9 protein-coding genes and 1 pseudogene are annotated in these 12,892 nt (G+C 65.0%); 3 read left to right on the plus strand and 7 right to left on the minus strand.

Annotation, left to right across the window (positions count from 1 at the left end; all coding sequences use genetic code 11):
* Nucleotides 1–188: 188 nt before the first annotated feature.
* Nucleotides 189–674 (minus strand): annotated as a pseudogene (mobB, locus tag J9893_RS22075) (molybdopterin-guanine dinucleotide biosynthesis protein B); the annotation flags it as partial.
* The gene (mobA, locus tag J9893_RS13445; protein WP_198497516.1) at nt 671–1,285 is read right to left on the minus strand and encodes a molybdenum cofactor guanylyltransferase MobA; all 615 of its coding nucleotides are present in this window, start codon (nt 1,283–1,285) and stop codon (nt 671–673) included. The pseudogene mobB and the gene mobA, both read right to left, overlap by 4 nt.
* 221 nt (nt 1,286–1,506) lie before the next feature.
* On the opposite strand from mobA, the gene J9893_RS13450 reads away from it, so the two are divergent.
* Nucleotides 1,507–3,216 carry an NAD-dependent malic enzyme gene (locus J9893_RS13450; RefSeq protein ID WP_042016259.1) on the plus strand — a complete coding sequence of 570 codons (1,710 nt, stop codon included), beginning with the start codon at nt 1,507–1,509 and terminating at the stop codon, nt 3,214–3,216.
* Nucleotides 3,217–3,333: 117 nt separating this feature from the next.
* Here J9893_RS13450 and J9893_RS13455 read toward each other — a convergent pair whose 3' ends face one another.
* Complete coding sequence (locus J9893_RS13455; RefSeq protein WP_198497514.1) at nt 3,334–4,503, minus strand: Hint domain-containing homing endonuclease; 1,170 nt, start codon at nt 4,501–4,503, stop codon at nt 3,334–3,336.
* 317 nt (nt 4,504–4,820) lie between these two features.
* Here J9893_RS13455 and J9893_RS13460 point away from each other — a divergent pair, with 317 nt between their 5' ends.
* Both J9893_RS13460 and J9893_RS13465 read left to right on the plus strand, forming a co-directional pair.
* On the plus strand, nt 4,821–6,059 hold the full coding sequence (locus J9893_RS13460) for a uracil-xanthine permease family protein (RefSeq protein WP_041213272.1): 1,239 nt from the start codon (nt 4,821–4,823) through the stop codon (nt 6,057–6,059).
* Nucleotides 6,060–6,203: 144 nt separating this feature from the next.
* Nucleotides 6,204–6,944 (plus strand): dienelactone hydrolase family protein, encoded by a 741-nt coding sequence (locus tag J9893_RS13465; protein WP_210600604.1) that lies wholly within the window; start codon nt 6,204–6,206, stop codon nt 6,942–6,944.
* 63 nt (nt 6,945–7,007) lie between these two features.
* On the opposite strand, the gene J9893_RS13470 is transcribed toward J9893_RS13465, so the two are convergent.
* The 4 genes from J9893_RS13470 to J9893_RS21740 form a co-directional block, all read right to left on the minus strand.
* The gene (locus J9893_RS13470; protein ID WP_160838014.1) at nt 7,008–8,006 is read right to left on the minus strand and encodes a beta-propeller fold lactonase family protein; all 999 of its coding nucleotides are present in this window, start codon (nt 8,004–8,006) and stop codon (nt 7,008–7,010) included.
* Nucleotides 8,007–8,063: 57 nt separating this feature from the next.
* Nucleotides 8,064–8,672, minus strand: a complete 609-nt coding sequence (locus tag J9893_RS13475; protein ID WP_160838016.1) for a LysE family translocator — start codon at nt 8,670–8,672, stop codon at nt 8,064–8,066.
* A 120-nt stretch (nt 8,673–8,792) separates the two neighbouring features.
* The gene (gene mscK / locus J9893_RS13480; RefSeq protein WP_053288265.1) at nt 8,793–12,110 is read right to left on the minus strand and encodes a mechanosensitive channel MscK; all 3,318 of its coding nucleotides are present in this window, start codon (nt 12,108–12,110) and stop codon (nt 8,793–8,795) included.
* Nucleotides 12,111–12,259: 149 nt separating this feature from the next.
* Nucleotides 12,260–12,892: pyruvate kinase (locus J9893_RS21740; RefSeq protein WP_246875587.1), on the minus strand; the 633-nt coding region annotated here is incomplete at its 5' end.

Here is a 12,892-nt window from a genome sequence, read left to right on the forward strand (position 1 = left end):
TCGATGCGGCAGTTGGCACTGTCGTGGCCCCCATCCACCGGGCGCACCAGCAGGGTGCCCGCCTCGTCCTGACTGAGCAAGCCAGGCACAACGCCCTGCTCTGCCGATGGGGGCAGGGCCGCCAGCAGCCGGGCGCAGAGGCGAAGGGGCGGCGGGGCCTGACGGGGGGCGTGCGGGGGCAACCGGGCGCAGATGAAGTCGGCGATGGCCTCCAGATCCTCGAAGGGGAACCGGGGCAGGGTCGTGGCCTGGGGGGCGTCGCTCACGAGGGCGACGATGTCAGGATCATCGGGGAAGAGCAGGGGCCGGCCGATGGCGGCGCGATACAGCTCCACTTTGGGAAAGCGCCTGTGCTTGAACCCCTCGACCAACAGCAGATCCAGGGCGCTTGTATCGAAGCGGGCCAGCAGCGCCTCAAAGGGGGGCTCCCCCTCCGGGGTCTCCCGGATCAGGGCGTGGCGCCGCTCGGAGGCCGCCATCACCTGGGTGGCGCCCGCCTGGCGCAGGCGGTGGCTGTCCTTGCCGGGCTGGTCCATGTCAAAGGCGTGATGGGTGTGCTTGAGCACCCCGAGGCGCAGACCGCGCGCCACCAGGCGCGGGATGAGGCGCTCCAGTAGGGTGGTCTTGCCGGTGCCGCTCCAGGCGACGAAGCCGAGCAGGGGCAGGGGGGTCATGGCGCGCCCCCTTCCCGCAGCCTCGCCTCCCAGGCGGCGAGTTCGGCCGGGCTGTTGAGGTTGACGAAGGCGTCGGGCAGGTCGGCAAAGGGCACCACCGCCATCTGGTGGCGGGCAAACCAGGCCCCGGTCTTGCGCTCCCCGTCCGCCAGCGCCTGTTGCAGAGAGGGGCGCAGGGCGCGGCGCAGCAGGGCGACCACGGGCTGGAGGTGCTCCCCGTCGTGGGCCACCACCAGATCGGTGTCCGGGGTGATGGCGGCGCGAAAGCGGGTCATCAGATCAAGGGGCAGGGCGGGGCCGTCACAGGGGACGAACAGCACCCAGTCGTGATGGGCCGCCGTCAGCCCCGCCAGCATGCCGGCCAGCGGCCCCTGGAAGTCGGCCTGCGCATCTCCGATGACGGGAGCAAGCTGCCGGTAGCGAGCCTGGCTGCGGTTGGCGTTGATCAGCACCTCGTCCACCTGGGGGCGCAGGCGGGTCAGCACGTGTTCGATCAGGGGAGTGCCCGCGAGGGGCACCCAGCCCTTGTCATCGCCCCCCATGCGGGTGGCGCGACCGCCCGCGAGGATGACGCCGCTGACGAGAAAAACGGGGGAAGAGGGAGGGGTCATGGTGCTCCGTTGCTCGCAAAGGGATGCCCACAGGGGCGTGTCGGGATCTTGCGCCAAGGCGGGCGCGGGAGCAACCTTCGGCTGCCCCGGCAAAGGCGCCTTTGGCCGCAGGGTTTGTCCAAGCTCACAAAACCGGATCGGCAAACGTCATATGATCCCCAGCATTCTGAGTCTTGCTCTCCTGCCTGATGGCAACTTCATGTAAATCAAAGAGAATGACTATGGCTACCGGACAATATCTGCTGTGGAAAGATGCACAGGGTCACGATTTTCGCCCCGTTGCGCTGACGGGCACCAATCTGCTCAACGATCGCAACCTCAACAAGGGTACCGCCTTCACCGAACAGGAGCGGGCCGATTTTGAGCTGGGCGGCCTCTTGCCGCCTCAGGTGCAGACTTTCGAAGCCCAGCTGGAGCGGGTCTATGAGGCCTTCCTGAGCGCTTGCAGCGACATCGAGAAGTACCAGAACCTGCGAGCCTTGCAGGATCGCAACGAAACCCTGTTCTACGCCCTCCTGTCCCGCCACGTGGAGGAGATGACTCCCTACATCTACACCCCGACCGTGGGCAAGGCGTGCCAGGAGTTCAGCCACCGCTTCCAGAAGCCGCGCGGCCTCTACATCACCCCGAAGAACGTCGAGGACATGGGCTCCCTCGCCCGCCACATGGATGCCAAGGCGGTGCGCATCATCGTCGTGACCGACAGCCAGGGGATCCTCGGCATCGGCGATCAGGGGGTGGGGGGCATGGGCATTCCCATCGGCAAGCTCGCCCTCTATACCCTGGGGGCTGGCATCCACCCCGCATGCTGCCTGCCCATCGCGCTGGACGTGGGCACCGACAACCAGGCGCTGCTGGATGACCCCATGTACCTGGGTCAGCCCCACAGGCGCATTCGCGGCAAGGAGTACGACGACTTCATCGACAAGTTCGTGGCCGGGGTCAAGCGCCACTTCCCCAACGCCGTGCTGCAGTGGGAGGACTTCAGCAAGTCCAACGCCTTCAACAACCTGGCCCGCTATCAGCAGGCGCTGCCGTCGTTCAATGACGACATCCAGGGCACCGGGGCCGTGGTGCTGGCGGGTATCATTGGGGCCGTCAAATCCAAGGGGGAAACCCTGGGCCAGCAGCACTACCTGGTCTACGGGGCCGGGGCTGGCGGGGTCGGGGTGGCGGATCAGATCTGCGCTGGGATGATCCGCGAGGGGCTTGACCCGCAGGCGGCGCGGGATCGCATCTATATCCTGGATACCCAGGGGCTGGTGTGTGACAACCGCGAGGGGCTGGATGAGTACAAGCGCCGCTACGCCAAGCCGGGCCTCTTGCTGGCCCAGTGGGATCTGCAGGGCAAGGCGGGGCTGACCGAGGTGCTGCGCCACGTGCCCATCACAGTGCTGCTCGGCACCAGCGGCGCCGGCGGCGCCTTCCAGGAGGAGCACATCCAGCTGATGCTGACTCACTGCGAGCGCCCCATGGTGTTCCCCCTCTCCAACCCCACCGCCAACTGCGAGGCCCTGCCGGAAGACATCTTCCGCTGGAGCCAGGGGCGCGCCATCGTCGCCACCGGCAGCCCGTTCAAGGATGTGCACCATGAGGGGCAGGATTATCGCATCGGTCAGGGCAACAACGTCTTCATCTTCCCCGGCGTGGGGCTGGCGGCCATCGTCAGCCAGATCCGCGAGATAAGCCCGGACATCTTCACCACCGCCGCCTTTGCGCTCGCGGAGTGCGTGAGCGAGGCGGATCTCGCCCGGGGCACCGTCTACCCGAGGATCAGCGAGCTACGCAACATCTCGGTGCACGTGGCGACCGCGGTGCTCAAGGACATCGTGCGCCGGGATCCCTCCCACCCGCTCATCGGTCAGGATCTGCAAGAGCACATCCTGAGCCATATGTGGGAGCCGGTCTACCTGCCCTATCGCCGGGTCTGAGGTGCGACCTGCCCGCATGTGTCGCGGGCATGACAATGCCATAGAAAAAGAGAGGGTGGCCCAGGCCACCTTCTCTGTTTTCCGCCCTGCTGTGTGTGCGGGGCAGGACGCTGACACCTATTGAGCGGGCGGGGGCACCAGGCGGTCATCGACGCTGCCGTCGCCCCGAAGCTTGTTGCCACTGGCGTCGACGGCGTCCACACCGTTGTCGTCCACGCTGCCATCGCCTCGAAGCTTGTTGCCATTGGCGTCGACGGCGTCCACACCGTTGTCATCCACGCTGCCATCGCCCCGAAGCTTGTTGCCATTGGCATCGACGGCGTCCACACCGTTGTCGTCCACGCTGCCATCGCCTCGAAGCTTGTTGCCATTGGCATCGACGGCGTCCACACCGTTGTCGTCCACCCGGCCACCGGCATGACGCTCCCCGCCTGCATGCTTGTCGCCACCGCCGTGGCGATCGCCGCCAGCGTGCTGGTCGCCACCGGCATGTTCGCCCTGACCACGGTCATCGCCGCCGTGGCCGCTGTCGTCCCCGCCATTGTTTCCGTTATGGCTACTATCGCCTCCATTTCCGCTATTGTTTCCACTGTGGCTACTATTGCCCCCACCGCCGCTGTTGCTGCCTCCACCGCCGCTGTTGCTGCCTCCGCTACCACTGTTGCCGCCGCCTTCCCCCCCTTTGTTGTGCACGATCAGCCCATTGGCCACATAGCTGTGGCTGCCATCGAGGATCAGGTTGAACAGCGCCGTGGCGGGCGGGGCATCAACCCAGGAGAGGGAGGCCACCGGCAGTTCGACAGGGTGCGGCGCCAGCGCCAGGTTGCCCGCGCAGCCCCCCTCTGACCAACCCAGCAGGTGCATGCCAGTAAAGAGCGGCAGCACGGCGAGGGCCGGGTTTTCGGTGCGGGTCATGGCCGGTGCGATGGCCGCCCAGCCCCGGGTGGTGAGGAAGGGGTGCTCGGCGGTAAAGAAGGGGGGCAGATGATTGAGCCCGTAGAGCCTGCGCGCCCCCAGCGCCACCCGCTCGATGGCCTGGATGCGGTTGCTCTGCCCGTGCCTGTCCCGCACCCGATCGCCGACCCGCAGGGTCTCGATGGGGCGTTCGCTGCCATCGGCCATCAGGATGCGGGTACCGGCGATGAAGCAGGACTTGGCATGGGCCTGGTTTGCCTGCCACTGGTGGTGGTCGAAGTCATAGCTCAGCGGGGTGGCGAACAGGGCCAGGGCGATGGCCGAACCCAGCAGCAGTCGGCGCTGGCTGGGTTTGAACGAGGGCAGTGACATGGGGAACTCCTTGTCGGTGTGGTGTCACGCCTTCGAGTATAGAGAGGGGATTGGGGGGGCATCTGCGTCGACCAGTTGAAAGCCTTGTCATGTCAACTCGCCGGAAAAACGATTGGCGTTGGCCATAAAAGTGCGTAAAATCGCTTCCTCGATGCTTGTAGCAGCGAATCCCGCCTAAAAAGCCAGTTTCATGCCCTCCCCAAGCAGTAAAAGGCAACAAATGACGCCGTTTGGCCCGTTGGCTGCCTTGAAAACGTCTTGTGATGACTGAAAAGTGTCAAATATCCCTGTCAGTTATCAAAAAATTAAGGATACCCATGTTTTCCTTGGTCAAGCAAAGCGTCGCCGGGCTGCAAATTCTGTTTGTCGCCTTCGGTGCCATGGTGCTGGTGCCCCTGCTCACCGGTCTGAATCCCTCCATGGCCCTGCTTGGCGCCGGTGTAGGCACCCTGCTGTTCCAGCTCTGCACCCGTCGTCAGGTGCCGATCTTCCTCGGCTCCAGCTTCGCCTTCATCGCCCCCATCATCTATGCCACCCAGACCTGGGGTCTGCCCTCCACCATGTTCGGTCTGTTTGCCGCGGGCTTCATGTATTTCATCCTGGCGGCCATCATCCGCGCTCGTGGCATGGGCTTCGTGCACAAGCTGCTGCCCCCCGTGGTTATCGGTCCCGTCATCATGGTGATCGGCCTGTCGGTGGCCCAGGTAGCCTGCAACATGGCCATGGGCCGTGCCGGCGGTGAGCAGGTGGTGCCTGCCACCACGGCGCTGACCCTGGCGGGGATCTCGCTGGCGGTCACCCTGATTGCCGCCGTGTTCTGCAAGGGCTGGATCAAGCTCATCCCCATCCTGTGCGGTGTCATCGCCGGTTATGTCTCTGCCGTGCTGATGGGCCAGGTGAGTTTCGATGGGATGGTCAACGCCCCCTGGCTGGCGCTGCCCCACTTCGAGACCCCGGAGATCAACTGGGCCGCGGCCCTCTTCATGCTGCCGGTGGCCATCGCCCCCTGCATCGAGCACATCGGCGGCGTGTTGGCCATCGGCGGCGTGACCGGCAAGGACTACACCAAGGATCCGGGCCTGCACCGCACCCTGGCCGGTGACGGCATCGGCGTCTGCTTCGCCGGTTTCATCGGTGGTCCCCCCGTCACCACCTATGCAGAAGTGACCGGCGCCGTGATGATCACCCGCAACTTCAACCCGGTCACCATGACCTGGGCCGCGGTGTTCGCCATCATTCTGGCCTTCTTCGGCAAGTTCAACGCCCTGCTCACCTCCATCCCCATGCCGGTGATGGGCGGCATCATGCTGCTGCTGTTCGGATCCATCGCCGCCATCGGTCTCAAGACCCTGGTGGAGTCCAAGGTGGATCTGGGGCTGTCCCGCAACATCGCCATCGTGGCGGTGACCCTGACCGTGGGTGTCGGCGCCCTGGAGATGAAGATCGGTGACTTCGCCCTGGCGGGCGTGGGGCTGGCCTCGGTGGCGGCGATCCTGCTCAACCTCATCCTGCCCCAGCACTCCGAAACGGGTGCCATGGAGAGCGCCAAGGATTAAGCGCCTGGCTTGCTGTACGTTGAGATGATGAAAAAGAGGCCACCTTCGGGTGGCCTCTCTTTTTTTGCCTGCGTACCACTGAACCCGGGCTCCCATGTGAAGCGGCTACACTCAGGGGCACCATTGACGGGAGAGGATGAAAGGATGAAGAGGGCATGGATCCTGGCCCTGCTGGGGCTGATGGGGAGCGGCGCGGCCGAGGCCGGTGCGGTGCGCTACGAGGTCGAAGGCAAGCCGTTCGAGGGCTATTACCTGGCGGGTGCCGACAAGGAGGCCCCTCTGGTGGTGCTGGTGCACGACTGGGACGGGCTCAACGGTTACGAGATCAAGCGGGCCGAGATGCTGGTGGCCCTGGGCTACAGTGTCTTTGCCGTCGATTTGTTCGGTGCCGGGGTCAGGCCGGGCACGGTGGAAGACAAGAAACGCCTCACCGGGGCCCTCTATCAGGACAGGACCAGGATGCGCACCCTGCTGCAAGGGGGATTGGCGGAGGCGGGCAGGCAGGGGGGGCGGCTCGACAATGCGGTGGCCCTCGGTTACTGCTTTGGCAGCGCCGCCGTACTGGAGCTGGCCCGCAGCGGGGCGGATCTCAAGGGGGTGGTGAGCGTACACGGCGGGCTGGAGACCCCGGCCGGGCAGGACTACAAAGAGGTGAAGGGACAGTTGCTTGTCCAGCACGGCAGCGCCGACGAGGCGGTCTCTCTGGGTCAGTTTGCGGCGCTGGTGGCCGAGCTGGAGAGCGCCGGGGTGAAGCACGAGGCGACCAGCTACAGCGGCGCTCCCCACGCGTTCAGCGTCTTTGGCTCGGACAACTACCGCGCCGATGCCGATGCCAAGTCCTGGCAGCGTTTCACCGGTTTCCTGAAGGAGGTGACCGGCTCCTGAGGGGGCCGGCTCACGCAGGCCATGGCAGTGCCATGGCTTTTTTTATGCCCGTTTTTCGCCATCTCAGGGGAGGGCGAGCACCCTCACCCACATGGCCCCCTTGCCCACCTCGCTCCGTGGGCCCGGGGTGAGCTGGCCGCTTTCGGGGTCGATGGCATGCAGCGCCACCTCGTGGGATTGCTGCCCGGTCGCGATGAGCCAGTGGCCGCTGTGGTCGATGGCAAAGCCCCGGGGACAGGCCTCGGTCGGGAAGTGGCCGAGGGGGGTGAGGGCGCCATCCTGGGGGGAGACGCCGAACAGGGTGAGCAGGCTGCTGGCCCGTTCGCTGGTGTAGAGAAAACGTCCATCCGGGGTCAGGTGCAGGTCGGCGCCCCAGCGCTCCCCCTCATAGCCTGGGGGCAGCATGTCCAGGCTCTCGCGCGCCACTATCTGTCCATCCGCCTCCCTGTGGTAGCGATTGAGGGTGGCATCGAGCTCGTTGAGGCAATAGAGATCGCCGTTGTCCGGGTGCAGTGCCAGATGGCGGGGCCCGGCGCCGGGTGCGGTGTGAATGTCCCCCAACGGGTGGGGAACCAGCCTCTCGTCCACCAGGGCAAAGCGGCGCACCCTGTCCTCTTTCAGGCAGGCCACCAGCAGCTCCTGCTCCCCGTTTTGCCCCGCAAGCCAGGTGACCGAGTGGGCCGCCATCAGGTCGTCGAGACGCTGGTGAGGGGGCTGCATCCGGCCCGCCTGATCCTGGCGGGAGACGGTGACGTGGTTGAAGGCGTAGGAGGCGGCAAAGAAGAGGCGGCCGCTGTCGTCCGTGCAGGTGTGGGAGGCGCTGCCGAGCAGCGGCGCCGAGGTCGGGGCCCCGAGCCGCCCATCGGCGGAGATGGGGAAGCTCAGCACCCGAAAATCGGGGCGCACCCCCGCATGGAGCCAGCGCCGGTCCGGGCTGATGACCAGGGGCTGCACCTCGCCGCCGGTCTGCACTTCCTGCAGCGGGGCGAGGGTGCCTGCCTCGAGGCGAAACACATGGATCAACCCGCTCACCGGGTTGGCCACATAGACCACTTGTTGCATTGCATCTCCTTTGCGACGGCCATCCGTCGGGTCAAGGGAAAGGGGAGTCCCGGCGTCTCAGGCGGGGATCAGGATCTCGCGAATGACGGGCACCACTGACAGTACCAGCAGGGCTGCCATCACCTGGTTGAAGCGGCGACGGGCAAGATCGTTTGCCAGCCAGCGCTTGAGCAGGGAACCGCACAGGAGCCAGAGTCCGACGCAGGGGAAAGAGACGATGAAGAAGGTCAGGGCGATGACGAGGTGCTGCTCAAAGGGGTCGCTTCCCGCGCTGGTGAAGGCGGCGATGGCACCGGTGGCGACCACCCAGGCCTTGGCATTGACCCACTGGAACAGGGCACCCTTGAAAAAGCCGAACGGGCGGGTCCCGTTGCTGTCAGCCATCCCGTCCGTCGGGCGGGCGATGAGCCAGGCAAGATAGAGCAGATAGAGGGTGCCCGCGCACTTGATGAACATGTGGAGTTGGGGGAAGCGGGTAAAGAGCTGGCCAAAGCCCAGCCCCACCAGCAACAGCATCAGGGTGAAGCCGACGCAGATCCCCATGAGCAGGGGCAGGCTCTTGCGTATCCCGACGCTGGCGCCGGCGCTCATCACCATGATGTTGTTGGGGCCGGGGGTGACCGATGCCGAGATGGCAAAGAGCACCACGGCGTAGAGCGAGTCCATTGGGTTCCTCATGCAGACAGTCCGTTGTCTTCCCTATATTGGGGGCGATCTGCGCTTTCCAAGGCGGGGGGCGGGCAGAAAAAAACAGGCCCCGTGACGGGGCCTGTGAAGCGGGCGGGATCAGACGGGCTGGTTCCCTGCCGGCGGCAGCGCCGGGCGGGATTCCACCTTCTGTTCGTCTCCCTGCATGTTCTTGATGTAGACGTCCATCTGGTTGAACGCGATCTCGATGCCATGCTCGCGGAACAGCACGTCGATGCGGCGGTTCAGCTCGTCGATGGCCGGGTTGCGATCCCCCAGCTCGCTCACGAAGAAGCGCAGCTCGTGATCCAGGGTGCTGGGCCCGAAGGTGAGGAAGTAGACGATGGGGGCCGGGTCTTTCAGCACCCGGCTGTTCTCCATGGCGGCCTGCATCAACAGCTTGCGGGTCAGATCCAGATCCGAGCCATAGGCCACCCCGACCCGGGCGATGACCCGGGTGACGGTGTCGGACAGGGACCAGTTGATGAGCCGCTCTATCATCAGCTGCTGGTTCGGGATGATCACCTCCTTGCGGTCGAAGTCGGTGAGGGTGGTGGAGCGGATCCTGATCTTGTTGACCGTGCCCGAGATGGTGCCGATGGTGACGGTGTCGCCGATCCGCACCGGGCGCTCGAACAGAATGATGATGCCTGAGATGAAGTTGGAGACGATCTGCTGCATGCCGAAACCGATACCGACCGAGAGACCGGCGGCCAGCCACTGCAGCTTCTCCCACTGGACCCCGAGCATGGCCAGCGCCGTCAGGCTGCCCACCCCGATCAGGGCGTAGTTGAGCATGGTGGTGAAGGCGTAGGCCGTGCCCTGGGCGAGGCGCAGCTTGGAGAGCACCAGCACCTCCAGCAGGCCCGGCAGGTTGCGGGCCAGCGACAGAGCCGCACCAAACACGAAGAGGCCGGTCAGCACGTCGCTCAGGCTGATGGGATAGAGCACGGCGTTGGCCCCGGTCCCCTCGCTCTTGTGCCACAGCACCACGCTGTCGAGGTAGGTGAAGACCGCCACCAGATCAGACCAGAGCCAGTAGAAGGCGACGCCGAACACCAGCAGCAGCATGATGCGGGTCAGACGCAGGGACTGCTGGCTGACCTCTTCCAGATCCATGGGCTGCTCTTCGATGGCTTCGCCCCCTTCCGCATCCTCCTGGGTCTTGTGTTCCCGCTTGGCGACCGCGCGGCGATAGGCCAGACGACGGGCCGCCAGCTCAAGACCGCGCAGGGCGGTGCGATAGACCAGACCCCAGATGATGATGAGGTAGAAGGACTCGATGAGCCTGCCGGTGAGTTTCAGGGCCGTGTAGTAGTAGCCAAGGGCTGCCAGCACCATCAGGGCCACCGGCGCCAGCGCCAGGGCGACGGCGGTCAGGGTCTGCAACATGCTCGCCTCGCCCTTGATGCGGGCGCGGGAGATGGGCAGCACTAGGTAGGCGGTCAGCCCCAGCAGCAGCATGGTCATGCCCTGGCCGATGACGTCGTTGCCAAGGGAGGAGGGCTCCACCACCGCCTTGGTCGACAGCATGATGAGGGGCAGCAGGGGCAGCCAGAGGTAGCGCATGCTGTTGCGCTTGGCCTGCAGCTCGTCCCGCGGCATGCGGAAGTGGGTCTCGCCGATGCCCCCCGGTCGCATCACCGACAGGTAGACACTGAACACCAGGTAGCCGAGGGCCAGGTTCAGGGTGATCTGGAAGATGAGTCTCGGGCTCAGCAGGCCGCAATAGGCGAGCAGCAGGCCGGCGGCCAGGATGAAGAGGGTGCCCGGCAGGCGTTGCAGCACGGTGAACAGCAGGGCTCGGGGGGTGTGCCACTGGCTGTCCTGACGAAAACGTCCCAGATCCTTGACGATCTTCTTCTGGCGCTCGAGCAGGGTGCCGCGCTTCCACAGCAGCAGGCCGCCCACCAGCAGCAGCGGCAGGGAGAGCAGGGAGACCGCCAGCAGCATGTCGCCCCAGCCGCTCCAGTCCGGTTTCAGCACCCAGTCGGAGGCCTGCTTGAAGGCCTGGGCCGGCCAGGTGATGAACCACTTGGCATCGATGGGCTTGTTGCTGCTCACCCAGAAGATGTGCTGCTGCAGGGTGAACTCGATGGAGGCATAGACCCGGGTCAGCTGCTGCTGGGTCAGTTGCAGGCTGATGGCGTTGGTGAGCTGGGCATCCATCTGGCGGTTGAGCTGATCCAGCAGGCCGATGCGGGTGTCGATGAGCTTGGCAAGGCTGGCCCTGTCTTCGTCGCTCACCGTCTCGCCGCTGCTGGCAATGAGGTTGTCCAGATACTGGTTCTTCTGGAACAGCTGGTCACGCTGCTGGCTCAGTTCGAACTGGGCCAGATGCAGGTCGGCGATCTGCTCCTCCAGGTTCTTCACCAGGGTGGAGGGGGCCGCTTCCAGTTGCTGGTAGAGCTGATAGAGGATGCGCGAGAGCAGCAGGTTGCCCTTGAGCATCTGCACCTGTTCGTTGAGGTTGCGCTCGGTCTGGGTGCCGCGCTCCAGCATGCTCTTCGCCTGCAGGTTCTTCTGGGCCAGGGTGTTGAGGCTGTTGGTGGAGCTGATGAGTTGCTGGCTGAGCTGGTAGTTGAGCTCCTGCTCTTTTTGCACCAGGGGGTTGTCTTCGGCGGCCACCAGTTCGCCGGTCTCTTCGGCGGTCTTCTCGGTATCCCCCAGGCGCTTGGCGCTGCTCTGCTCCTGCAATGCCTGCAGTTTCTGCTCTTCACTGGCAAGACGGGCACTCTGGTAGTCCCGTTGCTTGACCACCAGATCCTGCATGCTGGTGCGGTTGTCCAGCTCCTTTTGCAGGTTGGCCAGTTGCAGATCCAGCAGGGCCAGTTCGGCATTAAGCTTCATTTTCTCGGCGCTGCTCACCCCGTCCCCGGCGTTGAGGCGGGTGCGGATCTCCTGGCTGCGCTGATAGGCGCGGCTCATGCTGGCCTGGGCCCGCTCCGGCAGGGTCTGCAGGTTGGTGATCTGGCTGCCGATGGTGCCAAGGGCCTCCTGGGCCGCCTGCATGTTGGCCATGATCTCGGGTTGGCGGGCATCGAGCTCCGCCAGGCTCATGGTGGCGTATTCGCTCTTGAGCTGCTCCGGGCTCTTGCCCTGGGTCAGGGCGTCGAGCTTGGCGCCGATCTCCTTGAGCTCTGCCGGCAGGGTGCGCAGGCGTTCGCTCTGGGTTTTGGCCTTGCTCTTCTCCTTGTCGATGCTGTCGAGGAGGGAGAGGGTGTCAGTCAGGAACTTCTGGTCCGCCTGCTGGCTGGCCGTGGGGGTGTCCGATTTGCCGAGGGCGTCGAGCGCCCGCTGCACGGTGGCGCGCTGGGGCAGATCCTGCGCCAGGGTGCTCGGGGTCCAGAAGGTAATGAGTAAACAGAGCAGCGGCAGCAGGGTGGCCGAGGCTCTTTTGAAGCGTGTTGAGAGCATAAAGCGTCCGGGTGATTATGCGATGTTCGGGGGATTTTCCACCAGGGTAAAATCCGCGTGGATTCTAGCACCGGCGCAAGAGGGGCAGCAGGGGGAGAGATAAAAAAAAACGGCGCCCGCAGGCGCCGCTTTCATCGGTTCAGGACTGATTACAGTACGTGAACGGAGGCGGTGTTGGTGGTACCGCTCGGTACCAGGGCACCGGAGACCATGACAACCACGTCACCCTTCACGCCCATGCCGATTTCCAGCGCGGCTTCTTTGCCGATGCGATAGAAGTCGTCGGTGGAGGCGATGGAGTCAACCACGTGAGCAACCACACCCTTGGTCAGCACCAGCTGGGCAGCGGTCTTCTTGTTGGTGGTGATGGCCAGGATCCAGGCTTTCGGGAAGTACTTGCGGATGGCCTTGGCAGACTTGCCGCCTTCGGTGGCAACCACGATCAGCGGGGCGTCCAGCTTCTCGGAGGTCTCTACCGCGCCTTTGCAGACCGCTTCGGTGATGCGCAGCTTGTTGCTGTCGTTGGCAGCAGACAGGTTGGACGGCATCACGGCATCGGTACGCTCGCAGATGGTGGCCATGATGGTCACGGCTTCCAGCGGGTACTTGCCCTTGGCGGACTCACCGGACAGCATGACTGCGTCGGTACCGTCCAGGATGGCGTTGGCCACGTCGCCGGCTTCGGCGCGGGTCGGACGCGGGTTCTTGATCATGGAGTCCAGCATCTGGGTGGCGGTGATGACCACTTTGCGGGCTTTGTTGCACTTCTCGATGATCATCTT

This window comes from Aeromonas sp. MaB10011B (assembly GCF_017939325.1).
Classification (GTDB): domain Bacteria; phylum Pseudomonadota; class Gammaproteobacteria; order Enterobacterales; family Aeromonadaceae; genus Aeromonas; species Aeromonas caviae.